Origin of the sequence: Streptomyces sp. NBC_01707 (assembly GCF_041438805.1) — a bacterium.
In the GTDB taxonomy this organism is placed as follows: Bacteria; Actinomycetota; Actinomycetes; order Streptomycetales; family Streptomycetaceae; genus Streptomyces.
This window is the reverse complement of the sequence record NZ_CP109190.1, coordinates 3,331,249-3,351,918: the sequence shown is the minus strand read 5'-3', so window position 1 is coordinate 3,351,918 and position 20,670 is coordinate 3,331,249. Positions and strand designations below refer to the sequence as shown.

The 20,670-nt window shown below is 69.1% G+C and carries 35 protein-coding genes; 29 read left to right on the top strand and 6 right to left on the bottom strand.

Translation table 11 applies throughout. The annotated features are described in order from the left end of the window. The first annotated feature begins 85 nt into the window (after positions 1–85). The 19 genes from OG963_RS14985 to OG963_RS14895 all read left to right on the top strand — a co-directional run bounded on the left by OG963_RS14985 (position 86) and on the right by OG963_RS14895 (position 9,936). Positions 86–301, top strand: a complete 216-nt coding sequence (locus OG963_RS14985) for a helix-turn-helix transcriptional regulator (protein ID WP_327421890.1) — start codon at positions 86–88, stop codon at positions 299–301. 52 nt (positions 302–353) lie between these two features. Then, positions 354–677, top strand: coding sequence for a hypothetical protein (locus OG963_RS14980; protein ID WP_371799126.1), 324 nt, complete (start codon positions 354–356; stop codon positions 675–677). Between the two features lie 226 nt (positions 678–903). Continuing rightward, positions 904–1,077, top strand: a complete 174-nt coding sequence (locus tag OG963_RS14975; protein WP_371799125.1) for a hypothetical protein — start codon at positions 904–906, stop codon at positions 1,075–1,077. Further along, entirely contained in the window at positions 1,074–1,844 is a 771-nt protein-coding gene (locus OG963_RS14970) for a hypothetical protein (RefSeq protein ID WP_371799124.1), read from the top strand. The genes OG963_RS14975 and OG963_RS14970 overlap by 4 nt, the downstream gene beginning before the upstream one ends. Then, a complete protein-coding gene (locus OG963_RS14965) occupies positions 1,844–2,134 on the top strand; it encodes a hypothetical protein (protein ID WP_371799123.1) in 291 nt (96 codons plus the stop codon). Before OG963_RS14970 ends, OG963_RS14965 begins: the two co-directional genes overlap by 1 nt. Further along, complete coding sequence (locus tag OG963_RS14960; RefSeq protein ID WP_371799122.1) at positions 2,131–3,201, top strand: YqaJ viral recombinase family protein; 1,071 nt, start codon at positions 2,131–2,133, stop codon at positions 3,199–3,201. The genes OG963_RS14965 and OG963_RS14960 overlap by 4 nt, the downstream gene beginning before the upstream one ends. 2 nt (positions 3,202–3,203) lie before the next feature. Continuing rightward, a complete protein-coding gene (locus OG963_RS14955) occupies positions 3,204–4,223 on the top strand; it encodes a recombinase RecT (RefSeq protein ID WP_371799121.1) in 1,020 nt (339 codons plus the stop codon). Next, entirely contained in the window at positions 4,220–4,948 is a 729-nt protein-coding gene (locus OG963_RS14950; protein ID WP_371799120.1) for an exonuclease domain-containing protein, read from the top strand. The genes OG963_RS14955 and OG963_RS14950 overlap by 4 nt, the downstream gene beginning before the upstream one ends. Continuing rightward, positions 4,945–6,021: a hypothetical protein gene (locus OG963_RS14945; protein WP_371799119.1), complete on the top strand. Its 1,077-nt coding sequence runs from the start codon at positions 4,945–4,947 to the stop codon at positions 6,019–6,021. Before OG963_RS14950 ends, OG963_RS14945 begins: the two co-directional genes overlap by 4 nt. Positions 6,022–6,040: 19 nt before the next feature. After that, the gene (locus tag OG963_RS14940; protein WP_371799118.1) at positions 6,041–6,370 is read left to right on the top strand and encodes a hypothetical protein; all 330 of its coding nucleotides are present in this window, start codon (positions 6,041–6,043) and stop codon (positions 6,368–6,370) included. Continuing rightward, entirely contained in the window at positions 6,370–6,936 is a 567-nt protein-coding gene (locus OG963_RS14935; protein WP_327421877.1) for a Holliday junction endonuclease, read from the top strand. Before OG963_RS14940 ends, OG963_RS14935 begins: the two co-directional genes overlap by 1 nt. Then, positions 6,933–7,607, top strand: a complete 675-nt coding sequence (locus OG963_RS14930; protein ID WP_371799117.1) for a hypothetical protein — start codon at positions 6,933–6,935, stop codon at positions 7,605–7,607. The genes OG963_RS14935 and OG963_RS14930 overlap by 4 nt, the downstream gene beginning before the upstream one ends. Next, positions 7,594–7,878, top strand: coding sequence for a hypothetical protein (locus tag OG963_RS14925; RefSeq protein WP_371799116.1), 285 nt, complete (start codon positions 7,594–7,596; stop codon positions 7,876–7,878). Before OG963_RS14930 ends, OG963_RS14925 begins: the two co-directional genes overlap by 14 nt. Next, positions 7,878–8,231 carry a WhiB family transcriptional regulator gene (locus OG963_RS14920; protein ID WP_371799115.1) on the top strand — a complete coding sequence of 118 codons (354 nt, stop codon included), beginning with the start codon at positions 7,878–7,880 and terminating at the stop codon, positions 8,229–8,231. Before OG963_RS14925 ends, OG963_RS14920 begins: the two co-directional genes overlap by 1 nt. A 220-nt stretch (positions 8,232–8,451) precedes the next feature. Continuing rightward, positions 8,452–8,784 carry a hypothetical protein gene (locus tag OG963_RS14915; RefSeq protein ID WP_371799114.1) on the top strand — a complete coding sequence of 111 codons (333 nt, stop codon included), beginning with the start codon at positions 8,452–8,454 and terminating at the stop codon, positions 8,782–8,784. Beyond that, positions 8,784–9,023 (top strand): hypothetical protein, encoded by a 240-nt coding sequence (locus OG963_RS14910; RefSeq protein ID WP_371799113.1) that lies wholly within the window; start codon positions 8,784–8,786, stop codon positions 9,021–9,023. The genes OG963_RS14915 and OG963_RS14910 overlap by 1 nt, the downstream gene beginning before the upstream one ends. Before the next feature lie 2 nt (positions 9,024–9,025). Then, complete coding sequence (locus OG963_RS14905) at positions 9,026–9,262, top strand: helix-turn-helix domain-containing protein (protein ID WP_371799112.1); 237 nt, start codon at positions 9,026–9,028, stop codon at positions 9,260–9,262. After that, a complete protein-coding gene (locus tag OG963_RS14900; protein ID WP_371799111.1) occupies positions 9,259–9,537 on the top strand; it encodes a hypothetical protein in 279 nt (92 codons plus the stop codon). Before OG963_RS14905 ends, OG963_RS14900 begins: the two co-directional genes overlap by 4 nt. 84 nt (positions 9,538–9,621) lie before the next feature. Further along, complete coding sequence (locus OG963_RS14895; protein ID WP_371799110.1) at positions 9,622–9,936, top strand: hypothetical protein; 315 nt, start codon at positions 9,622–9,624, stop codon at positions 9,934–9,936. A 50-nt stretch (positions 9,937–9,986) separates the two neighbouring features. Here OG963_RS14895 and OG963_RS14890 read toward each other — a convergent pair whose 3' ends face one another. Next, entirely contained in the window at positions 9,987–10,445 is a 459-nt protein-coding gene (locus tag OG963_RS14890) for a GIY-YIG nuclease family protein (protein WP_371799109.1), read from the bottom strand. Between the two features lie 15 nt (positions 10,446–10,460). Further along, a complete protein-coding gene (locus OG963_RS14885) occupies positions 10,461–10,658 on the bottom strand; it encodes a type II toxin-antitoxin system prevent-host-death family antitoxin (protein WP_371799108.1) in 198 nt (65 codons plus the stop codon). Positions 10,659–10,782: 124 nt separating this feature from the next. On the opposite strand from OG963_RS14885, the gene OG963_RS14880 reads away from it, so the two are divergent. The 9 genes from OG963_RS14880 to OG963_RS14840 all read left to right on the top strand — a co-directional run bounded on the left by OG963_RS14880 (position 10,783) and on the right by OG963_RS14840 (position 15,121). After that, positions 10,783–11,871 carry a hypothetical protein gene (locus OG963_RS14880; RefSeq protein WP_371799107.1) on the top strand — a complete coding sequence of 363 codons (1,089 nt, stop codon included), beginning with the start codon at positions 10,783–10,785 and terminating at the stop codon, positions 11,869–11,871. Further along, the gene (locus OG963_RS14875; protein ID WP_371799106.1) at positions 11,868–12,302 is read left to right on the top strand and encodes a hypothetical protein; all 435 of its coding nucleotides are present in this window, start codon (positions 11,868–11,870) and stop codon (positions 12,300–12,302) included. Before OG963_RS14880 ends, OG963_RS14875 begins: the two co-directional genes overlap by 4 nt. Then, entirely contained in the window at positions 12,302–12,844 is a 543-nt protein-coding gene (locus OG963_RS14870; protein WP_371799105.1) for a hypothetical protein, read from the top strand. The genes OG963_RS14875 and OG963_RS14870 overlap by 1 nt, the downstream gene beginning before the upstream one ends. After that, a complete protein-coding gene (locus OG963_RS14865) occupies positions 12,841–13,161 on the top strand; it encodes a hypothetical protein (RefSeq protein ID WP_371799104.1) in 321 nt (106 codons plus the stop codon). The genes OG963_RS14870 and OG963_RS14865 overlap by 4 nt, the downstream gene beginning before the upstream one ends. Continuing rightward, the gene (locus tag OG963_RS14860) at positions 13,158–13,319 is read left to right on the top strand and encodes a hypothetical protein (RefSeq protein ID WP_371799103.1); all 162 of its coding nucleotides are present in this window, start codon (positions 13,158–13,160) and stop codon (positions 13,317–13,319) included. Before OG963_RS14865 ends, OG963_RS14860 begins: the two co-directional genes overlap by 4 nt. Next, the gene (locus tag OG963_RS14855) at positions 13,316–13,648 is read left to right on the top strand and encodes a hypothetical protein (RefSeq protein ID WP_371799102.1); all 333 of its coding nucleotides are present in this window, start codon (positions 13,316–13,318) and stop codon (positions 13,646–13,648) included. The genes OG963_RS14860 and OG963_RS14855 overlap by 4 nt, the downstream gene beginning before the upstream one ends. A 17-nt stretch (positions 13,649–13,665) precedes the next feature. Continuing rightward, positions 13,666–14,259: a hypothetical protein gene (locus OG963_RS14850; protein WP_371799101.1), complete on the top strand. Its 594-nt coding sequence runs from the start codon at positions 13,666–13,668 to the stop codon at positions 14,257–14,259. A gap of 313 nt (positions 14,260–14,572) precedes the next feature. Further along, positions 14,573–14,779, top strand: a complete 207-nt coding sequence (locus OG963_RS14845) for a hypothetical protein (RefSeq protein ID WP_371799100.1) — start codon at positions 14,573–14,575, stop codon at positions 14,777–14,779. Positions 14,780–14,947: 168 nt separating this feature from the next. Continuing rightward, positions 14,948–15,121 carry a hypothetical protein gene (locus tag OG963_RS14840; RefSeq protein ID WP_371799099.1) on the top strand — a complete coding sequence of 58 codons (174 nt, stop codon included), beginning with the start codon at positions 14,948–14,950 and terminating at the stop codon, positions 15,119–15,121. 226 nt (positions 15,122–15,347) lie between these two features. Here OG963_RS14840 and OG963_RS14835 read toward each other — a convergent pair whose 3' ends face one another. The 4 genes from OG963_RS14835 to OG963_RS14820 all read right to left on the bottom strand — a co-directional run bounded on the left by OG963_RS14835 (position 15,348) and on the right by OG963_RS14820 (position 19,196). After that, complete coding sequence (locus OG963_RS14835) at positions 15,348–15,584, bottom strand: hypothetical protein (protein ID WP_371799098.1); 237 nt, start codon at positions 15,582–15,584, stop codon at positions 15,348–15,350. A gap of 300 nt (positions 15,585–15,884) precedes the next feature. After that, the gene (locus tag OG963_RS14830) at positions 15,885–17,717 is read right to left on the bottom strand and encodes a hypothetical protein (RefSeq protein ID WP_371799097.1); all 1,833 of its coding nucleotides are present in this window, start codon (positions 17,715–17,717) and stop codon (positions 15,885–15,887) included. Then, on the bottom strand, positions 17,710–18,171 hold the full coding sequence (locus OG963_RS14825; protein WP_371799096.1) for an ABC-three component system middle component 2: 462 nt from the start codon (positions 18,169–18,171) through the stop codon (positions 17,710–17,712). The genes OG963_RS14830 and OG963_RS14825 overlap by 8 nt, the downstream gene beginning before the upstream one ends. Further along, the gene (locus OG963_RS14820) at positions 18,168–19,196 is read right to left on the bottom strand and encodes an ABC-three component system protein (RefSeq protein ID WP_371799095.1); all 1,029 of its coding nucleotides are present in this window, start codon (positions 19,194–19,196) and stop codon (positions 18,168–18,170) included. The genes OG963_RS14825 and OG963_RS14820 overlap by 4 nt, the downstream gene beginning before the upstream one ends. A gap of 436 nt (positions 19,197–19,632) precedes the next feature. On the opposite strand from OG963_RS14820, the gene OG963_RS14815 reads away from it, so the two are divergent. Continuing rightward, on the top strand, positions 19,633–20,499 hold the full coding sequence (locus OG963_RS14815) for a trypsin-like peptidase domain-containing protein (protein WP_371799094.1): 867 nt from the start codon (positions 19,633–19,635) through the stop codon (positions 20,497–20,499). The last annotated feature ends 171 nt before the right edge of the window (positions 20,500–20,670 follow it).

The following is a 20,670-nucleotide window of genomic DNA, read 5'->3' as shown; positions in this document are numbered from 1 at the left end:
GGGGGAGTGCTTGCGCGCATGCAAGTGCTATGGTGCATGCATGCAAGCAAACGTGCATGCATGCACACCGAAGGGAGGTGCTTCTGTGTTGCTCCTTCGAACCGACCTGCTCCTTAAGGCGGCGACGGCGGCCGGACAGAAGACACCCAGCGGCATCGCCCAGCGCATCGGAGTCAAGAACTCGACGATGTGGCGCCTAATCGCCGGCCGCACCACGCCGAGCCTGTCGACGCTGGTTGCTCTGAGCGAGGCGTACGAGATCAGCCTCGACGACCTGGTCCACCAGAGCGAGGCGGCGTGAGCGGCCTCCAGCTCGGCACCGTCGCCCGGGCCCAGCGCACCGAGGTAGCGGCATGACGCGCCGCGCCTACTGCCGCTGCGCGAGCGTCCGGAACTTCGACTACGACCGGGCCGCCGAGAAGTTGGGCTGCAACCGGCGGTGGCTGGAGGACAACATCAGCCGCCTGCCTCACCAGAAGTTCGGGCAGTCCCCGGTGTTCTGCGACTGCGAACTCGCGCTCATCCAGGCCATGTTCACCGTCCTGCCCGTCGGCGTGCTCGAACTCCTCTCGGCCGACGAAGGCCAAGAGATGAGGGCGGAGCCGGAGCCGGAGCGCGTCCGCGCCCTCCGTGGGATTCGGCCCTCGGGGTCGCGTCGCAGCGCCGCTGTCTCGTAGGCGACGCCGCCGGGGCGACGGGCCATACCGGGCCTTAGTCGCCGCCCCCAGCGTCGCCGGAACCTCAACCACTCGAACGAAATCGAGGAACCGTGAGTAGGAACTTTAGCTGTGATCACAACCCGAAGACCTGCCCTCTGTGCGGGCCGCTACGTTACCTGTCCCAGCTGAGGACGCGCAGCGCGCTGGCCACCCTGCCCCGGCAGACCGCCGCCGGGGGTGCCCGATGAGCGAACTCGTCCTGGCAGCCGTGATCGCGGCCGTCGTCCTTTTGCCCGCCTCGATCGTCGCGCACCGCACGGCGACCGCGCCGGTGGAAGAGCCCCACCAGGCGGCCGGCTGCCGCCAGTGCGCCGAGCTCGCCCGGGTGTCCCGGCCGCGTGGAGGTGACCAGTCGTGAAGTCCCGCAGCGTCTACCGGGTGCATCCCGACCACGCCTCGGCTACCGCCCTGGCCCGCGAGGAACGCGGTCATTGGGTGATGGCCGCCCTCTACCCCAGCAGTTCGAGCGCCAAGACCGTCGCGCGTCGGGTCCCGATCGCGGAGATGATGCCCGCCTACGAACCGGCCGGTGCATACGAGGCGTACGCCGCACGGCACACCGACGGCACGGCCCTGTGGGTGCGGTATGTCGCCGGTGACGAGCCGGTCCCCGTCCTGCCGGACCGCATGAGCGTCCGCATCCGCCACGACGGCGACGGCCCCGGATACAGCGGAGTCGGCATCATCACCGTGACCGTCTCCACCCGGTGCCCGCAGTGCGGTGGCCCCCGCGGCTTCGACACCGTCATCCCTCACCGCTTCCACCACGACGGGGACTGGTACGTCGCCGACCGGTGGGCAAACAAATGCGGCCACGTCGACATGTACGAAGCGGTGTTGGAGGAGTCCCGGGAGGTACTCCTCCCGCTCGTCCCGGCGCCCGTCCCGGCTCTCAGCCATCCGGCCAAGGACAGCCCGGCCGGCCTGATCCTCACCGCCGTCAAAAAGTCGCGCGGCATGCACGCCCAGCAGGCCGCGCGAATGCTCGACGTGCACGGCCACAGCGAGGATGCCGATCGCATCCGCGCTGAACTCCGCTCGCGGAACGGCCACATGTCGGCGAAGCAGGCTGCTGACTTCCTGCACGCCCTGTCGGGTCCCGTGGTCGAGGGCGGTGTCCAGTGATGGTCGCCATTCCCAGCACGGCCGACACGGCTTTCCTGCGCGTCGCCTCGTCCGAGAACCCCGACCGGTTCCTGCGGCTCGTGCACTTCCTCGAGGCGGTCGTCACCGACGGCACAGCCGACCTGGAGACCTCCGCGTGGAGCACCGAGGACCCGCTCCTCCTGGCCGCCCAGATCGAGGCCATGGCCGGTGTCCGCCGTAGGACCGCCCTGTCCCACGCCTCTCGCTGCCAGTGCGACGCCTGCCGCGTCCGTACTCGTCTCGCCAAGAACGGAAGTACCGCGCGATGACCACCATGACGCCCGCGCTGACCGATGTCCCCGGCTCGGTCTCGCACCTGGCCGACGCGCCCACCGCGCGCCTGCTGCTGCCCGCCGACGCCTCCCGGGAGGAGTGGCTGGAGGTCCGACGTGCCGGTATCGGCGGTTCGGACGTTGCCGGAATCCTCGGGCTGGGCGGCAAGTACACCGGCCCGCGCCACGTCTTCGAGGAGAAGCACGGCCGGTCGACGTTCAAGGGCAACGAGGCTGCGGAAATCGGCATTGAGATCGAAGACTTTATTGCCCACATGTTCACGAAGCGGTCGGGCGTCGAGACTGCGGAGGCGCCCGGCACTCTAGTGCACGTCGACCGGCCGTGGCAGCGGGTGAATGTCGACCGCTACACGTTCGAGCGGCCGGGCCCGGCCTCTGGCCTGCTGGAATGCAAAAATCGCTCGGAGTATCAGGCGGACCAGTGGGAGGACGGGGCTGTCCCCGACGCCCCCGCGATTCAGTGCCACTGGGGCATGGCTGTCGGCGGCTGGGACCACGGTTTCGTGGCCGCGCTCGTCGGCGGCAACAAGTTGAAGTGGCTCCGCCTGGAGCGCGACGAGGAGATGTGCGAGTACCTCGTCGACTACTGCGGGAAGTGGTTTCAGCGCCACGTCGTCGAGGGGTTCGAGCCCCCGGCTGACGGCCTTGAGGCGACCACCGACCTCCTGGCAAAGCTCTGGTCCGTGAAGGCCGAGACCATCGCCGAGATCGACGCGTCGAAGGCCAAGGAGCTGCGCGCCAGGCACGCCGACGTCAAGGCGCGCGAGAAGGCCATCAAAGACGAACTGCGGCTCGTCGAGAACGAGATGAAGCTGCTCACCGCCGAGAACGAGGTCGCCAAGGCAGGCGGCAAGCCGGCCTGGACGTGGAAGGGCAACGGCACCTTCGCGTCGAAGCAGTTCGCCGAGGCGCACCCCGACCTGGCCGCGAAGTACACGCACATGGCGCCCGCCCTCGACGTCGAACGGTTGAAGGCCGAAGAGCCCGACACGTACGCCGCCTTTCGCGCCCGCCGCCTCCTCGTCCCCGCGAAGGGAATCTGAACATGTCTCTGTCCACCCTGAAGGACCGTGTGCGCGCGGCCACCACCGAGCAGCCGACCGCCGAGGCGACCGTGTTCGGTCTCGCCGAGGATGCGAAGCCGTCGACGCCGGAGCAGCTGCACACGTCGGCGCAGGCCGAGGGCGGCGACATCGCCGACGTCGCACTGAACTGGCTGGAGCGGTACGGCAACGAGTTCACCCGGGCTCTGCCGTCGCACATCGACACCGGGGCGTTCCTGGCCGCTGTGCGGGCCGCCCTGCCGGGCCTGGTCCGCTGCACCCCGGCGTCCCTGTTGCAGGCGCTCCTGACCTGCGCCCGGTTCGGCCTGATCCCGGACGGCCGCCACGCGGTCATCCGGCGCGAGGGCAAGCAAGCCGTGTTCGTGCCGATGGCTCAGGGCTACGTCGAGCTGATGTACCGGTCGGGCCGGGTCGGCTCGGTCCACGTCGGGATGATCCACGAGGGCGACGAGTGGAACTTTGAGCCGACCGCCCCGGCCCCGCTTGATTTCACCCATCGGCCGGCGCTGACCCTCCCGAAGAAGGACCGGGGTGAGGCGATCCTCGCGTACGCGTTCTGCTGGATGGCGTCGGGGGCCCGCTCGCAGGTCGTGATCCTGACGCGGGAGGACGCGGAGGCGATCCGCGACGAGTACAGCCAGGCGTACCAGCGGGCGCAGGAGTCCGGGGCGAACGATTCGTTCTGGCACACGGATTTCGACGCGATGTGGAAGAAGTCGGGGCTGCGCCGCCTGCACAAGGTCGTCCCGATGTCGGCGGAGCTGGTCGCCCTGCTCAAGGCCGACGAGGCCGGGGACGCCGGTCAGGTTCAGGTCGTGCACGCCCCGGTCGAGGAGATGCATCTCCTTGCCGATGCGGAGCGCGCTTCCGAGCACGCCGAGGCGTCCCAGGTGGCGACCGTGAGGCCGCTGCCGGTGAAGCTGGGCACGGCACGGCGTGGCCGGTCCAAGCCGAAGAAGGACCGTGCCGCTGGACGTGCCGCGCGGAGGCGTGCCGCATGAGTTGGCACCGCCGCCCCCTGTGCGGCTTCGATCTCGAAACGACGGGCGTTGATCCAGAGAACGCCCGCATCGTGACCGGCTGCGTCGTCCGCTTCGGCGGGGGCCAGCCGAGCACGGCCCGGTCCTGGCTCTCCGATGCCGGAGGCGTCGAGATCCCGGCCGAGGCCACAGCAGTGCACGGTATCGACACCGAGGCGGCCCGCTCTGCGGGCCGCCCGGCCCCGGTCGTCATTGCGGAGATCACTGACGCGCTGGCTGAGGATGTCGACGCCGGCCTGCCCATCGTCGCGATGAACGCCCAGTTCGACCTGACCCTGTTGGACCGGGAGGCCCGCCGGTACGGCATCCGTCCGCTGTTCGACCGGGCGGCGCCGCGTGTGATCGACCCGAGGGTCCTGGACAAGAAGGTCGACCGGTTCCGGCGCGGTGGCCGGACGTTGACGGACCTGTGCCGCCACTACGTGGTGCAGCTCAATGAGGCGCACACGGCGGAGGCCGACGCGGTCGCCGCCTGCGCGGTGGCGTGGAAGCTCGCCAACCGGCACCCGTGGCTGAAGCGCCTCGACCTCGCCGACCTCCACGAACAGCAGGTGCATTGGGCCCGTGAGCAAGCCGAGGGGCTGCGGGACCACTTCGCCCGGACCGACGGCAAGCAGGAGCTGGCCGCGTCTGTCCGGCTGGACTGGCCGCTCGTCCCTGCACCGCCGGCGGGTGTGTCCCTGTGAGTGACCCGTACCTGATCGGCCTGGGCCTGACGGTGTGCAGTGCCGCGCTGGTGTCGGCTGCGGCTCACCTGATGTCCCCGACCTTCCGGATCTGGCGCAGTGCGCACCACGTGGCGCCCGCCCCGGCCCTGGCCGTTCCGCCCGGGCCCCTGGACGACTTTCCCGACCGTGCGGACTTCGCCGAGCTCGAAGAGCTGGGCGAAGTCGACGCCGTCGACTTCTACCTCTGCCCGAGTGAACAGCGCCACCGGCCTCACGCGATCCACGCGGACGGCTCCCGGACCTGCTGGCACTGCGGCCACAACACCCCTGGAGAACCAGTGACCATGACCGAGTCGTTCGAGCCGGAGCACGTCCGCCCGGCACAGGCGGACTGCCCCGACTGCGGGTGCTGCACGGCCGCCCTGTGCGAGAAGGGCGCAACGGTCATCGTGGAGTGCTTCGGCCTCACCCACGAGGACAGCCGCGACAACGTGCGCGGCTGCCCGTGCTCCTCGGAGACCACGCACGGCACGGCCTCGTGGCGGGCCGGGAAGCTCCGCGTGACGATGCACGCCACCAGCTCTCGCCCGCTGGAAGTGGACGTCGAAGCGGCCCTGCGGGCGGTCGCGGCCGGGGTGGACATGGTCGAGCACAGCGAGCAGCTGGCTCCGCTGATGATGCGCCGGTACGTGGGATTCGTGGAGAACGTCCCGGCCATCACCGAGCTGGGCGCCACGTACCTCGCCGCCCGGGACGAACCGCGGTTCACCACGCCCGTGGAAGTGGAGACGGTCGACGTCAAAGCGCGCACGGCCCGCGTGATCGTCGTCGGGTGGAGCCTGACGGACGGGGTGACGGTGCTCCTGGACCAGCTGACCACCGCGACAAAGCTGACCCCGGAGGAGCTGCCCGGCCGGTTCCTGGAGGCCAAGGCCAACTGCCGTACCAAGCAGGCCGACGACATCGTGCTGACGGAGATCGAGCTCGCCCCGCCGCTGCCGTCGTCCTGGATGGCGCAGGACATCCCGCTGGTCGAGGACCGCGACGAGGCCGAGGCTCCGGCGCCCAGCGTGGAGGCAGCCGATGTCTAGGGGTTGGACCATTGCGCGCGTGATCGCCGTCGACCTGGACGGCGCACGGATGGACTGCTTTGACGACGAGACGGCGCACGTGTGGGTGCGGGTGACCGCCTGGTCGCCGCGCCGTGCGTTCCTGACCGGCGCGCGCCCGTTCCTCGAGGCCTCCGGGATGGCGCCCGCCGAACTGGTCGGCTGGGCGTTCCTCACGGAGCTGGACCTGGACAACCCGCCCGGTAACGAGGACACAAGCGGGGAGCGGCTGGAGTGGCCCGGCCTCAAGCTGGCCATGCCCTTCGACCTGGACCGTTTCCTCGGGCAGCAGGGGCGCGTGGACGGCGCCTCTGTGGGCGGTGATGCGTGATGGAGACGTTCCCGCTGTTTGAGCCGGAGGCCGTGAAGCCGCTGCCGTCCGTGGTGGCCTTCGACCTGTCCCTGACCGCGTCCGGCATCTGCTACCGCGACGGCAGCACTACGACGGTCAAGACCCGGACGTCCGACGGCGACCGGCGCCTCCTGCAGATCGCGGAGGCGGCACGCATGGCGGTCGGCGGTGAACACCTCGGTCTGGGTCCTGCTCCTGACCTGGTCGTGATGGAGGACATTCCGCAGAACAGCTTCGCGGCCAAGCCGATCAGCATGGTTCACGGCGTGGTCCGGGCCGTGCTGATCGAGGCCGGTGCCCCGTATGCCCTTGTGACGGCCGCGACGCTCAAGGCGTACGCGACCGGCAAGGGCAGCGGGGACAAGGTGCCGATGGCCATGGCCGCGTACAAGCGGGCCGGCCGGGAGTTCCTGGACGACAACCAGTGCGACGCCTGGTGGTTGTGGGTGGCCGGACTGGACCACCTTGGCATCTCGACCGTGGAGCTGCCGAAGGCGCAGCGTGACCGGCTGGACAAGGTGAACTGGCCGGAGGTGACCCGGTGATCAGTGCCGATGAGATCGCTGCCGCGCTGGATGGCACTGTGTCCAACCTTGCGGTCGCCCGCGAGTTGGGGGTCGCTCCGGAGCGGGTGCGCCGGGTGCGCGCGAAGGAAGGCGTGCCCGTGTACCCGCGTGGTCGTCGCGGCTCGGGGGATTCGTGGGCGGAGGCGTTCGCCGCCCGCACGCTGGCTGTCGACGACGGGCACCTGGAGTGGTCGGGGCCACTGTCCGAGCATGGCACACCGGTGCTGCGCCTGGGGAGGGCGGCAGAGACCGCGTACCGGTACGCGTTCCGTGTCCACCACGGCCGCGACGCAGAGGGCAAGTCCGGCCCCGTGTGCGGCTACCCCCGGTGTGTGGCCGGTGCCCACCTTGAGGACCGCGTCCTGCGCGAGGAACGGCTCTCGAAGGAAGAGCGCCCGCGAGTGCGGGGCCGGATGGACCCACCGGCCGGTGCCACATGGCACCGGGATGTGGACCTCATCGCCGTGGAGCGGTTCATACGCGGTGCGCTCCCGGTGCCGGAGCTGACCGAGGACGAGCAGCGCTACGCCGCAGTGGCGATGACCCAAGCCGGCGTGGGCGGCGAGGAGATCGCCCTGCGGCTCGGTGTCGCGGCCCGGACGGTCACCCGGTGGCGGCTCGACGCGGGACTGAGTGATGAGCGCCCCTGACCCCTTCCTCGTCGTCGCGGACATGGTGATCACCGCCGTGATCACGGCGCACGCGTGGGGCCCGTGGTTCCTCGGACTGGCCGTAGTCGCCACCTGGTGGCGGCTGCGGCCCACCGGCCGTCATCGGGACGGCCGGACACGGCGGACAACCGCGGACACCGGGCCGGACCCGGCCGCGAACACAGCACTGACCTGCACGGACACGTGTCCGGGCGTGTCCACGGATACCTGCCCGGCGCTGCCCGGACACGACGACGAAGGAGAGCGCTGATGCCTCGTCCTAGCCGTTACTGGCCCGACAACCTGCCCCGCCCTGCGCACTGGGACCGTACGGCCGCGTGCCGCGACGCCGACCCCGTCCTGTTCTTCCCCGAGGGCGACGAGCTCACGGTCGCCCTCCTCACCAAGGAGGCAAAGGACTACTGCCGCAGCTGCCCGGTTTCCACCCGGTGCCAGATCGACGCCCTGGAGCGTGCCGAGCCCTTCGGGGTGTGGGGCGGGCTGGACGAGCGGGAGCGGCGCGCGATCCTGCGCTCCGCCCGTAAGACCACCCCCGCCCGCATGGAATGGCCCAGGCCGGAGGAGGCCACCGGTGCCCCCGCGTCGGCGAGCGCCGCGGCCTGACCCGCCACCGACCGGGCTCCTCAACTGGGGGGCGCCCGCGCACTGGTCGGGTCACCAACTGCCATGCCGCTACTGCGGGGACCTGACGAACCTCCGCGACTCCCAGAGGTCACCCGCACACAAGGTGTGCGCCGAGGACGCCCTACGGCAACAGACGGCCGAGTCCGCTGACGCCTACGAGAACGAACGACTGACGTGACACGAGAACGGAACCCCAGCCATGGCCATCAACCCGCGTGAGATCGCGATCCGCTTCGCCCCGCCGAAGACCGATGACGACCGCATCGCGATAAAGGCCCGGATCTCCAAGGCGGCTGAGGACCTGGCCCTCCTCGTGAACGAGCTGGTGCCCGGCTCCCGTGAAGAGTCGCAGGCGATCAAGGCGTGCGAGATCGCCGTGCAATGGGCCCATGCGGGCATTGACCGCCGGTACGTCGCCGCCGACGAGCGGAAGCCCGCCATGCCCATCCTGCTGGTCTCGGACGAGGCAGAGGCGGCTTGCAGGGCCGCGATGGCGGACGCCGACATCGCCGCCAGGCCGGAGCGTCTGTGATGGCGCTGCTCCTGACCGGCCTCGGCCACGACGACGTCGCCGAGATCGTCGAATGCCTGCTCCTCGGCTCGGCACACGCCGCCCAAGACGCCCCGGGGCTCGCAGGCCGCCGTCGAGAGCTCGCCGACACGATCGGCGACGCCCTCGACGCACTGCCCCCGGTGCACGTCGACGACGAGCCGACGCGACCGACGAACGGCCGCCGGACCCCCACCGCCCCGCCCCAGAAGAGGACTTGAAGTTGAGCAGCAACACCCCCCGCATCGAGACGAAGTACCGGCCCCGCCTCAAGGACAAGGAGCGCAGCAGGAAGCGGCGCGACCTCGCCGAGGCGTACCGGGCCGGCGCATCGATCCGGGCCCTGGCCACGTGGATGGACATGTCCTACGGCACCGCCCGCACCCTGCTGCTGGAAGCCAACGTGAAGCTGCGCGGGCGCGGCGGTTCCCGCGTGACCCCCAAGGCGGCCGACCAGTGAACGACGAGCGGCACCGCATCTTCTCGGCCGTCGTCGCCTCGCTGATCGCGGCGGCGGTCGCCGCGATGCTCCTCGCCTCCTGCGGGACGTCGACCGACGACGACGGCGACGGATGCGACTGGTTCGCCCTCGCCGCCGCCCCGGCCGCCACGAAGAAGCCACGCACCAGCAACCCGGCACCGACCCGGACATCCCGGCCGGCGTGGCAGAAGCCGACACCGACGCCGACCAAGACGCGCCGCCACCGAGACATCGACACCGATCTGTGCGACTGACCCCTCGTCTCGTCGCCTCGCCGCCCCACCACACCGGTAGGGGCGGCGAAGCCGTGTCACGAACACCCATGGAAGGAGGGGCAGATGCGCAGGACCTCCATCTGCGCCGACTGCCACCGCGAAGTGCTGTGGACGGTCACGGAGAGCGGGAAACGCCTCGCCGTCGACCCCGACCCCGACCCGGCGGGCAACGCCGCCGTCTACCGCGACGGCCTCGGCGCGTACCGCTCACGCCGTCCCTCGGAGGACCTGCCGCTCATGGGGTACGAACGCCTCTACGTCCCGCACGTCGCAACGTGCCCGGCGCGGCGGCAGACGTCCCCAACTCGGCTCGGGCTGCTGCCGCCAGGTGTGTCCGATCTGGCCGCGTACCGGCTCAAGTCCCGGCGGCGGCCGTGACATGCCGAACAGGCCGCCCCGGTTGGGGACGGCCTGCGGTTCAGCGGGGGTCAGGCGGGCACCGCGGTCTCTCCGAGGGCGGCGAGGGCTCGGCGGTAGAAGTCGGCGGAGACGATGGCGCCGATGCGCTCCCGTCGCTTGGTGCCGTCGACCACGAACAGAGGCTGGTCGCAGGTCATGAAACCGCGCTCAATCGCGAACATGACGTGCTTGCCCTGGCCGATGGTGATCTCGCGGTCTTCCAGCTCCCTGGGTTGGCCCGCCCCCGGTTTGCCGTTCACGTTGTGCTTGGGCGACTCCGCGCGGATGGCCTGGAGCTCGTGAGCCAGGGCGACCGGTCGGCTGTCGTGCCACTGGACTTCGGTCCTCGTGACGTCCGGCCACCACGGCTTGTCATAGCGGTGGGCGACCATCCGCTGGTCGACGTCAGCGGTGATGCCGACATAGAGCAGCGCGCCTCCCTCGTCGTAGAGGCGATAGAGGGCGGTGCGGCAGTCGTCGAGCCACATGGGCGTGCTCCTCGGTCAGGCCGAGGGCTCTTCCCCCGGCTGCTGTGCGGCCTCAGCGGCCTCCGCGACATCGACCGGAACGATCGCTGCCACTCGTCGGCCTCGGCTGGTCACGTAGGTGATCCGGCCTCGGACGGTGCTCTCGTGCAGCACGTCGGACAGCTGGGTTCGCAGGTCGCGGACGCCGATCTCGGCGCTTGTGTTCGCAGGCATACGCAGAGGCTAGCTTATGTACGCGTATGAGCGCGAAGGTACGCTAGTGTACACATGACGGATCTTGATCCCCCGGGATCGATGACGTCCACCCCTATGCCCGTCCCTGGCCCCGAGAGGCGCGATGAGCACCACCGACCCCGAACGCAAGCAGGCCCCTCGCACCGCGTGGATCAACGCGCTGCGGGGCGAGCTGCTGCGTGTAGGGAAGCGGATTCCCGAGTTGGCCCGGGTCGTCCACGTCGGCGTCTGGATTGCCACGTACGCCGACGCTGATGGCTCGCACTCTTTCCCCGGTCGGGACACGTTGGCGTGCCTGGCCGGTTGTTCCGAGGAGACCGTGACGCGGGCGGTGAAGGTCCTCATGGACGTTGGAGCGCTCCAGAGGAAGCGCCGACCGAATGCCTCGTCGATGTATCAGCTGGTCACGCTGCTGCCTGGGCCGCTCCCGTGGGAGGAGCACATGCACCACATGACCGACACCCGGCAGCGTAAGGCGTACGCGAAGAAGAAGGCTGAGGCTGTCGCGGATGTGGTTCGGAAGGCGTCCACGGTCGCGGTCCAGGATGAGGCGGCCGAAGAGTCGGACAGCGTCCGTGGCTGCGTTCCGGACAGCGTCCACGGCGGGGGTTCCGAATCTCCCTCCGAGGACCCGGACAGCGTCCATGGACGCCCCCGGACAACGTCCACGGACGCGTTCCGGACAGCGTCCACGGCGGGGGTCTACAAAGTCACCCCTACCTCCGGTAGGGACCCACGCACAGACAAAGAACTGGTTGGCCTTTCACCTCAGGTGCAGCAGCGCGCGGGCGTGCGAGGCGAAGACGATTTCCGTCGGCAGCAGGACGAGGCCGGGGCCGCTGCGCAGCCCGGCGCGGAGGACGAGATCGTTGCTCGCCGTTGCGCCTGCGGTCAGGGGCACATCGTGCGGGCCGACCGTGATCTGTGCGGAGGCTGCCTCAAGGACGCCAGGAAGCCCCAGAAGCCTGTGCAGGGCGCGTTCCTGGTCTCACTGGACGGCGGGGGGCAGGGAATCCCGCAGGGCCGTCGTGAGCCCGGTCCGTGGCCGAAGGAGGACCCGGCGGCCCCGCTGCTGGTCTGCGGCTGTGGGCGTGAGCACCGGCTGCGCGGCTCCGACCGCTGTCCGGCCTGCGTGGTCGCTGCCGCTGCCGAGGAGCAGCGGCTCGAACTGGAAGCGGTGAGCAACGCGTGAACCCGGACTTCCTGCCCGCTTTGCAGGCCGCCTTGCGGGCGTTGGGCGAGTTCGCCGCCCGGCACGACGTGAACGACTCGACCCTCACGGAGATCGCCACCGAACTGGATCGCGCCCGGTCGCTGGTCGCTTCGGCCCGGGGCAACGCGAGGGCGAACCACTGCCTGCGGCACCCGGGCGGCCCGGTTGACCCGACGGTGCCGAACGGGTGCCTGCTGTGCGGCACCGGCCAGCGGCGGCCAGCCCGCCCGATTCCCGAGGGGGTCCGACCCGTTGAGGTGCTGACGTTCCTCGAGGAGCACGGCCAGGACGCGGCCACTGACCGGTACGGGGCGCAGGCAGTGACCCGTGCGCTGGCTCTCGGCGACCGCCATCCCTCCACCCAGCGGCCTGGCATTCCGGCCGAGCCACACGACGACGGGGAGATCTGATGACCCTCGTTACCTGCGACCCGGACACCGGCTTGCGCCGTGGCCCGGTCCGCTTCCCCGACGGGAACCCGCCGCCGCCGTTCGGTTGCCGCAAGTGCGGCATGGAGGCGGCACGCCACTACGCCGACGTTCACCGCTGGGAGCGGCCGACCGACGCCCAGATCCTGGCCCGCATGAAGGCCCGCGCGTGCCAAGGAGAAGCGCATGGCCCGGATCTACGTCACGTTCTGCGCGGCGGCCGGCCTGTTCGACAGGCCCGAGCGGAAGAGGTCGGCCCGATGACGAAGGACCTCGACACCGTCGGCGAGGTGCGGGAGTTCCTGCGGCTGTGCCTGAACCCCAGCCCGAAGCGGGCCGGGCGCACCGTCGCGCAGCTCGCCAATGTCCTGCCGGACTGGCTCGCGGAACGGCTGACCGTGCACGCCCCGCACGTCACTGAACTCCGTGAGGCAGCCGTCCGGGCGGACGCCGAAGCCGCCCGGGCGCGCAAGGCTTACGCCGACGCCCTCGGCGCCTGGATCGCCGAGGAGACGACACGGTGACCGTCGTCGCCCGGGCACTGTCCTTCGTCCACGGCGTCACGTGCGTGTTCCTCGCGTACGCCGCCACCGTGTCTCTGGAACAGGGTTCCTGGTCCTTCGCCGCCGCGTTCTTCGGCGCGGCTGTCCTCTCCGGGGTCGCTGGCTGTCTCGGATACGCCCCCGAGACCCGAACAACGCACACAGACCTCCGCCCCTGCGCCCCGGTCGAGGACCTGGCGGTGTTTGCCCCCACGTGCACGTGCGATCGCTGGTGGACCTCCTTCGGCACCGACCACGACGTGTGGTGCCCCAACCAGTCCTGGAGCAGCAGCACATGACCACCCACACCCCGCCCGCCCCCCGGCCCGTGCGTGACTCCGAGCTGCGCCGCCTCCTGGCCGCCGTCGTCGACACCGACCGGGACGAGTCGCCGTTCGGCTGGTCCGAGCTGCCGCCGGCCCGCCCCCAGGACACCGTGACGAGGTGCCCGCAGTGACCACACACCCGTACGGCGACCCCCGCCGGTGGGACGAGGCAGTCGTGAGCGCCCTCACCGGCTACGGCTGGACCGGCACCCACGCCACCGAGCACACCATCGTCGTACCGCTCGACGACCACCCCCGAGGCCTGCCCGAACCGGCCGCCCGGGGAGAGCACCTGTACGCAGTGGGGGCGGCGCCCGGCCCGAATGGTCCTGGGGGCACCGCCCACCCCAACGCTCCTGCAGGCGGGCGCCTCACCCCGCTCCTCGCCCCGCTCGATGACCCGCAGACGATCACCGCGCAGATCATCCGCGTGCTGCGCACCGGCCGCACCCTGCCCTGACACCCGAAAGGCACCCGATGAACCAGACCGACACGGCCAGCACCTCCGAGCAGGCCGTCGAGCCCCTGCCGCCGTACTCCGGCGAAGAGGCCGTATGCGTGAAGTGCGCGAACCCGGAGGCGTACACCCGGTACCGGCCGGCGTGCTCGCGCGGCATGGAGGAGCACAACGGCCGCCTGCGGCGCGGGCCGCTGCCGGAGCGGCTGGAACGCTGCTGCCAGCGCTGCGACTACACGTGGGACGAGGCCCTGCAACCGGCCCCCGGCGTCCGCCCCGCGACCCTCGCCGAGCTGGCGTGGGCGCTCGGGCAGGCCCACCGCCCGTACGCGCTCGACCTGTCACCGGGGTGCGCCGAGCACATGGCCCACCGGCTCCTGGAGATGACGCACGTCCTCGTCCGGGCCGACCACCCGGCCTGGCAGCCGACGAAGCCGCTCCTCGTCCCGCCCGCGCAGGTCCCGGAGCCGGACGCGCACCTGACGTCGGGGGTGGCGATCGTCCCCCACGAGCAGCCGCTCATCCCCGCGGAGCAGCCGCTCCCGCTCGTCCACACCGCGCCGCCCGCCCCGGCCGGCCGGACGGGATTCGCGGCGCCGGGCGTCGCGTCGTGATCGTGCCCGGACAGCGTCCGGACATGTCCACGGACACGCTGCCCGCCCGGGGCGGGGTTGTCCGGGCGCCCCGGCTGACTGGCGCGGACACCGTCCGGACAGCCCCGGACACGGACGGCCCGGACACGTCCGGACACCCGCAGGAAGGACCCGAGCCCATGACGCCCGAGGAGGCCAGCGCACGCGCCGCGCTGCTGCTGATCGCTCGCCTCGTCGAGCGCCACGAGATGACCCCACAGGAGGCGTCCGTCGCCGTTGAACAGGCCCGGCGGAAAGAGACCGGCCCCACACGCACCTCGTCACCCTGGAAGCGATGCAGGTCCTTCGCGAAGCGACCGCCCCGATCCGCGCGACGCTCGAAGCGCTCCACCCCGTCGTGGAGGCCGCCGCCGCGGCGATGGCAGAACTCGCCCGCGCGCTCCAGCCCGTCGCCCAGCAGACCGCCACGGCGCGCCGCGACCGCCCGGCCTGGGCCCCTCCTACCGGGCCTGTGGTTAACCCGAACGCCAACACCGTGTAGGCCGGGCGGGCGAGACGTCCTCCATTCGGCTCGTAGTGGTTGCTGTGGTGTGGAGGTGGGGGTGGGCTGTGAGTGCGCCTAGCGATGGTCACGGGCGCAAGGAGGGGCGTCCCCCGCCGAACGAGCGGGGCCAGCCTCCCACCGACTCACAGGAGACTTGGAGAGTTCATGACGTACAACCAGGGACAGCGCGTGGAGTACCGGAACCAGCAAGGCGAGAAGGCGCAGGGCACGATCCAGGCGGCCCAGGGCAGCGGGCAGCAGACTCGCTACACCGTCAAGAACGAGAACAGCCTGCGAGAAGAGCAGGTCCAGGAAAAGCAGATCGAGCGGGAGCTGTAGTAACGGCCCTGCCACCGCAGCTGGGTCCCGGCCACGGGCCTCCAGCTTCGCGTGATTGGGTCACCCCGTTCGGGCCGCCGCCGCGCCGTCGAGAACGGACAACACCCCTGAACAGCCCGGACACTGTCCGGACACGACGACGGCCGATACGCTGACCCGCAGAACGCCGCGAGGCCCTTCCCGTAGTTCGAGCACGGGAAGGGCCTCGTTACGTTTCAGACCGCAGTCACAGACCGCGAGCCCTGTTCCAACGGCTCACGTGCAGCGCGTAGAAGACGTTGCCAATACCCGCGGTGAACATGAACAGCCAGAAGTGCGCCCAGAACGACTGTCGCCGACGCCCCAGCCGGCCATATCCCCCGACGACCGCCGAGGCCGATGCCGCAGCCGAAGAACTGTTGTTGATGGTGATGGTCGGCGGCTGCCCCACCTGAACAGGCTGCTGATCCGGTGCTGTCGTCAAGACGCGTCGACCCCTCTGTGTGGTGTGCAAGAGCGGACCGCACCATAGAGGCACATACCTGATCGCCGAGGCCGAATCCGTCACAGGTCACCCGTACGTGGGCGCGGCGACCACGAGGGCAACGCCTGCACGCTCCCGCGCGACATGCGGGCGTGAGATCCCGGGCCGGGCGGCCGTCCGCGCCGCCCGGCCGCCCTACCCCCCGGCCGCAGCCAACTGGCGCCGCATCACCTTGACCGCATCGGCGAAGAGGTCGGTGGCCTCCATGAACTCGATCTCGGCCCGCATGCCCGCCGAGCGTCAGCGCATGGCCACGGGGAAGAAGGCTGCTCGGCTGCCCCCACCTCCTGTGAAGTGATAGGTGGTGGCCTCCGAGAGCACTTTGATGGGCGGGTCGTCGTTCTCTACCACGATGGCTTGGCCGGGAAAGGAGAGCATGTCCTTGTAGAAGCGGTCGACGACCGTGGAGGTGATTTCGACGTCTGGGATCTCCTCGGGTTCCGGGTCGCGGTAGGTGACCACGGGCGAGTCCAGGACCACGAAGCCGAGATGATGAAGATCCCGGTCCATGCAGAAACGGGCCAGGGCGGTAGTGAAGGCCGAGTGCAGGACGGACCGCACCCCCTTACCGCGTCCTGCCCTGGGGCGGCTGCCAGCACGGATCTCGGCATGGTACTGATCGTATTCCGCGTGCTCGACAGCTGGCACCTGCCATGTATCCAGGGTCTGTTGCAGGACGGAGTCGAAATCACTCACGATCCCGTTCGGGATGTACTGGTTGGGCCGCGTGAGAGGAACAGCCCCCTCGCCGACCAGGCGGGATTTTCGCTCGTCCAATTCCGCGATGCGGTCGTGCAACTCCAGATCTCGCTCGACTCTGGAGCGCTCTTCCAGCAGGTCCTCAATGTCCGAACGCAAGGGGGCGATCGTTCGCTCCAACTCGGCAATCATCTCGTCCCAGGTGACAATGTCAGACTGTGCACGATTTCTGTGGCGGACGAGTTCTGCCTGTTCGCCGTCGAGGTCTTCGATGGTCGGCAGCAAGTCACCGAGCAGAGTGGTGGTCTTGGCGGCCTCGGCCTCTACAGCGGCGTGGAGCTGGGTGGTCTCCTCCTCGCCATGGCCAGGCCGTTGGTGCTCGGGGTCCGCGCCGCAAAATACGCACGTTCCGATCTTGAAGTACCCCAAGACGCTACCCACTTCATTGACCATGGCCAAGCGGTCGAGGTCCGAACGGTATTGCGCCTCCAGCAGACGGAAACGGCCCAATAGATCACTGACCTCGGTCAGTCGTTCATCGAGGGTGGCCAGGTCCCGGGCGGTGGACATGCGGATGTCGACGGCCTCGCGGTGGGATTCGTTGATGCGGCGAAGGGGGGCGGAATCTGTCTCCAGTGTGCTGCGGATTCGGATGAGTCTGTCGCGCAGTTCGCGAGCATTCTCTTGAGTGGAGAGCTTCGACGACAGGTCCAGTACGAGCCGGTCCAGCAGCTGGATCTGTCCCTTGTGGACGCGGCGCTGCCCGGCATTGGGCCCGGTGTCAACCGCCGGATCGCCCTCACCGGTGAGAAGGAAGCGCATGACCGACAGCTCTGCGGTACGGGTGGCGGTTGTACCGGTGCGCAGCGCCGGAGGGACCTCGCCGACCATGCGGTTCTCGGTGACCAGTGACAGGTGCACCAGGTCGGTCAGTGCCAGATGACGGGTTCCGCCGGCTTCGTTTTTGCGGATCAGGACCTCGTCCAGGCCAAGCTCCCGCATCAGACGAATCGAGAGGCTGTTCTTACTGCGGGCGTTGTGGACTGCGGTCACAGTCGCGTCAGGCGCCCGGACCACCAGATCACGCAGATCAGAGCGATGGAGGAAGATGCTGTTGCTCTCGGGAGCGCGGACAAGGGTGAGCGGGCTGCCGTCGGGCAAGAGCAACCCCAGAAGAATCTGGGTGTAACCCTCTGCCTCCGGCACCATAGTTAAGTCGGTGCCTCCCAGCATGTACTCGATCGACTTGACGATGAAGGACTTCCCCGTGTCTGAAGTGCCGTAGATGACGGTCAGCTCCGGACCGAAGACGATCCTGGCCGGGGGTAAACCGGAGCCGGCATAGGTGAGATGCACCAACTGGAGTTCAGTCACGGCGACCCTCGGAAGTCAGATGCGAATATGTGGGGCCGTTGAGGAAAGCTGCCGTGGCAGTGCGCACATCGGTTTCCGGAGCCCAGTGGTGAACCGCCCACTCGGCCCGCTCACGCAGACGCTCCACATAAGGAGCCTCAAGGATGTCGACGAACGCTGGCCCCCTCTCGGTGGCCCGGTACACCAGTCCGGTGGCGTTCGCCTCGACACCCGCCAGTCCCGCACGGATCAGCACCAGCAAGGCCTGTTCCAGCACCGTGCGCTTCATGCCTAGTTCGCCGGAATGCCCAGGCAGGGATGGATGCAGGCTGGGCGGGCCGTTCAGCTCACCGCTGTGCAGAACCGCATGGTCCAGCACGGCCAGCTGAGCCAGGTCCAGGGCTTGGGGGTGGCTTTCGGCTAGCAACACCAGAGCGCGCACCCCGATCTCCAGCGGACTGTTCAGCGGGTTCATATTCCTCCTTCCTCGCACCATGTCAGACGGTTATCGTTTGCTAAGTGATGGCATACCCCAACCCGGTCCAGAGGCCTCACATAGCGGCTGAGAACTGTTTCCGTCAGGCCGGCGGCTCCGGCCGCCGCGGCGAGAACAGCCTGCAGACGGTCCCAGCCCAGCTCGAAGCGACGGTCGGACACCTCCACTGCGACGACGTGGACATCGTCGAGAACCGCATCGAAGTGGCCGTCAGGATAGGCGTCGCGGGCGAAGCGCCGCAGTGACTCGGCGCTGTAAAACGCCACCCGCTGCCGATGCATGTGCTCGCCAGCTTTCGAGTGCTGGGCGATTCGATCCAGGGTGTCGGCAGTGTCTCCCCAACGCTCGGCATAGACCTGCATCAGCTGCTGCACATAGCGGGCCTCGCCCGGATCGTGCTGTTCAGGAGGCTGCATGATGCCGGGGCGTTCGCGCAGCTCATCGGAGAAGCGTGTGGCCCAGAGTGGGGTGGTCTTGTGCTGAGCGAGCATCTGATCCATGTCGACCGGCACGAACATGGCGAAGTCCGTGTGCTCGGCCAGCTCCGCGACGCGGAGCTGCTGGTCGGCGGTGAGCTTGGTGATGACCTCATCGGTGGTTCCCGATAGGCCTCGGAGGAAGCTCGCACGTGCCTCGCTCGGCTTTGCGAGAGTCTGCCGAAGAGAACGGGCGATCGCGGGAGCTACGAACACGTACTGCGTCGGCAGGATGAAGTGTCCCAGGACAACCCCGGCGAACATCTTCCGCATCTCCGCCGAGGCGGTACTCCAGCTCAGGGCACTCTTGTAGCGCTTGCACTGGTAGTTGTCCCACGGCCCTTCCAGGCCCTGCGGTGTACGGTAGCCGGCCACGTCGATCCCGTGGTCCCCGCTGCCGCCATGCCGCTCCACCCGCACGTACAGCGGGTTCAGCGCAGGAATCCACTCCTTGACAAACTCCTCGAACTCGTCCGGGTCATAGCCGAAGACGATCTTCTTGGGGCTAGGCATGGAGGGGAACTGCATGGCCGGACCCTTCAGTACCAGCGGCGGCTCTGAGGGACCGCCCTGTGGCGCGCGCTCCCGATCCGACATGCTTTCCCCTATATCCCCCGACGATCGCCGATCTAACGGCTGTGCCAACGGATATCACCATTGGGTCCCGCGCAAAAGAGCCCCATGCCGCCGGGCTCGCTGCCTCCGCGCTCAACCCCTGCGCCGCGGACCGCTGCGCCGGACACTGGCCCGACAACAGTGCCCAAGTCCCGCACTCGGGTGCCGGACCGCTCCTCGATCAGGCATGACACGAGGGATGGGTCGCGATGGCCGCAGCCGTCCCTGCCACCGCCACCGACCGCTAGGCAGCAGGCCGAAACCTGGCGGCGGCCGGTAAGGGATGGCGATGAGTAGGCCGTTCGCGAATTCCTGACCGGGTGTCGTTGCCCGGTGGGATGCTGTGGCGGTGAACATCGACACGATCGCGAAGATGCTGTTCTTCGCCACTGTTCGAATAGAGAACCACGGCGCGAAGAGTGCCAGCGTCGGCACGGGCTTCATCATGACCGCCAGCCTGGAGAACGGCGATCAGTGCCCAATGCTCGTGACCAACAAGCACGTCCTCGCCGGTGCGCAGCAGCTGGTGGCGCACTTCATCCCCAGGAAGCCGGAAGCGAATGTGCCGGATCTGGGTCAGGCCGTAGCTGTCGATCTGCCGCCGACCATGTACGTCGGGCACCCCGACCCCACGGTCGACATTGCGGTCATGCCCCTCGCCCCGACCCTCCTGCTGCTCGCAAACAAACTGTTCATCCAGGCCCTGCCCCTGTCCCTCCTCGCGACGGAGCTACCCGACCTCTACACCGACGCGATCGAGGAAATCACGTTCGTCGGATACCCCAACGGACACCGCGACCCCATGAACTTCACCCCCATCGCGCGGCGCGGCATCACCGCAACGCCCCTCCAACTGGACTTCGGCGGCAAGCCCATGTTCCTCGTCGACGGATCGGTCTTCGGGGGAAGTAGCGGCAGCCCCGTGTTCCTGTTCAACCAAGGGACCTACCGTTCGGGCCCGAATGTGATCACCGCTGGCAGCCGAATCGCACTGGTCGGAATCATCGCCCAGACGATGCTCCGGAACGCACAACTCCCGGTCGCCGAGGAGGTTGCAGCGACTGCGCACGTCAAGTTCGCCCAAGAGCTCAACATCGGTATCGCTTTCAATGCGAAGGCCATCAAGGAGTCCATCGAGCTCATGGTGTCGTCCGCTGGCCAGCATCTCGCCACGGCAGCAACCGGAGACGGAGTAACGGAACTGTCGCCCGCTTAGCCGTTTGGCCACCTGGCGAACCCGGCCCCACTTGACCACGGGTAGCACGCTCCCGCGCACGGTTGGAGCCCGTACCGCTGGGCAGCGTCCACGCCGCCCAGCCACGCAATCCCGCAGGGGCCGAGCGCTACCGAAGTCAGGCGAACACACCGCTACCCCGACCAGGTACCT

What these genes read in the sequence shown, in the direction of transcription:
- OG963_RS14910 (WP_371799113.1), top strand. Translation starts at nt 8,784, where the DNA reads ATGGCGCTGCTCCTGACCGGCCTCGGCCACGACGACGTCGCCGAGATC.
- OG963_RS14925 (WP_371799116.1), top strand. Translation starts at nt 7,594, where the DNA reads ATGAGCGCCCCTGACCCCTTCCTCGTCGTCGCGGACATGGTGATCACC.
- OG963_RS14845 (WP_371799100.1), top strand. Translation starts at nt 14,573, where the DNA reads ATGCAGGTCCTTCGCGAAGCGACCGCCCCGATCCGCGCGACGCTCGAA.
- OG963_RS14965 (WP_371799123.1), top strand. Translation starts at nt 1,844, where the DNA reads ATGGTCGCCATTCCCAGCACGGCCGACACGGCTTTCCTGCGCGTCGCC.
- OG963_RS14870 (WP_371799105.1), top strand. Translation starts at nt 12,302, where the DNA reads ATGACCCTCGTTACCTGCGACCCGGACACCGGCTTGCGCCGTGGCCCG.
- OG963_RS14915 (WP_371799114.1), top strand. Translation starts at nt 8,452, where the DNA reads ATGGCCATCAACCCGCGTGAGATCGCGATCCGCTTCGCCCCGCCGAAG.
- OG963_RS14840 (WP_371799099.1), top strand. Translation starts at nt 14,948, where the DNA reads ATGACGTACAACCAGGGACAGCGCGTGGAGTACCGGAACCAGCAAGGC.
- OG963_RS14885 (WP_371799108.1), bottom strand. Translation starts at nt 10,658, where the DNA reads ATGCCTGCGAACACAAGCGCCGAGATCGGCGTCCGCGACCTGCGAACC.
- OG963_RS14895 (WP_371799110.1), top strand. Translation starts at nt 9,622, where the DNA reads ATGCGCAGGACCTCCATCTGCGCCGACTGCCACCGCGAAGTGCTGTGG.
- OG963_RS14920 (WP_371799115.1), top strand. Translation starts at nt 7,878, where the DNA reads ATGCCTCGTCCTAGCCGTTACTGGCCCGACAACCTGCCCCGCCCTGCG.
- OG963_RS14960 (WP_371799122.1), top strand. Translation starts at nt 2,131, where the DNA reads ATGACCACCATGACGCCCGCGCTGACCGATGTCCCCGGCTCGGTCTCG.
- OG963_RS14975 (WP_371799125.1), top strand. Translation starts at nt 904, where the DNA reads ATGAGCGAACTCGTCCTGGCAGCCGTGATCGCGGCCGTCGTCCTTTTG.
- OG963_RS14955 (WP_371799121.1), top strand. Translation starts at nt 3,204, where the DNA reads ATGTCTCTGTCCACCCTGAAGGACCGTGTGCGCGCGGCCACCACCGAG.
- OG963_RS14820 (WP_371799095.1), bottom strand. Translation starts at nt 19,196, where the DNA reads ATGCAGTTCCCCTCCATGCCTAGCCCCAAGAAGATCGTCTTCGGCTAT.
- OG963_RS14860 (WP_371799103.1), top strand. Translation starts at nt 13,158, where the DNA reads ATGACCACCCACACCCCGCCCGCCCCCCGGCCCGTGCGTGACTCCGAG.
- OG963_RS14950 (WP_371799120.1), top strand. Translation starts at nt 4,220, where the DNA reads ATGAGTTGGCACCGCCGCCCCCTGTGCGGCTTCGATCTCGAAACGACG.
- OG963_RS14890 (WP_371799109.1), bottom strand. Translation starts at nt 10,445, where the DNA reads ATGTGGCTCGACGACTGCCGCACCGCCCTCTATCGCCTCTACGACGAG.
- OG963_RS14880 (WP_371799107.1), top strand. Translation starts at nt 10,783, where the DNA reads ATGAGCACCACCGACCCCGAACGCAAGCAGGCCCCTCGCACCGCGTGG.
- OG963_RS14825 (WP_371799096.1), bottom strand. Translation starts at nt 18,171, where the DNA reads ATGAACCCGCTGAACAGTCCGCTGGAGATCGGGGTGCGCGCTCTGGTG.
- OG963_RS14850 (WP_371799101.1), top strand. Translation starts at nt 13,666, where the DNA reads ATGAACCAGACCGACACGGCCAGCACCTCCGAGCAGGCCGTCGAGCCC.
- OG963_RS14935 (WP_327421877.1), top strand. Translation starts at nt 6,370, where the DNA reads ATGGAGACGTTCCCGCTGTTTGAGCCGGAGGCCGTGAAGCCGCTGCCG.
- OG963_RS14980 (WP_371799126.1), top strand. Translation starts at nt 354, where the DNA reads ATGACGCGCCGCGCCTACTGCCGCTGCGCGAGCGTCCGGAACTTCGAC.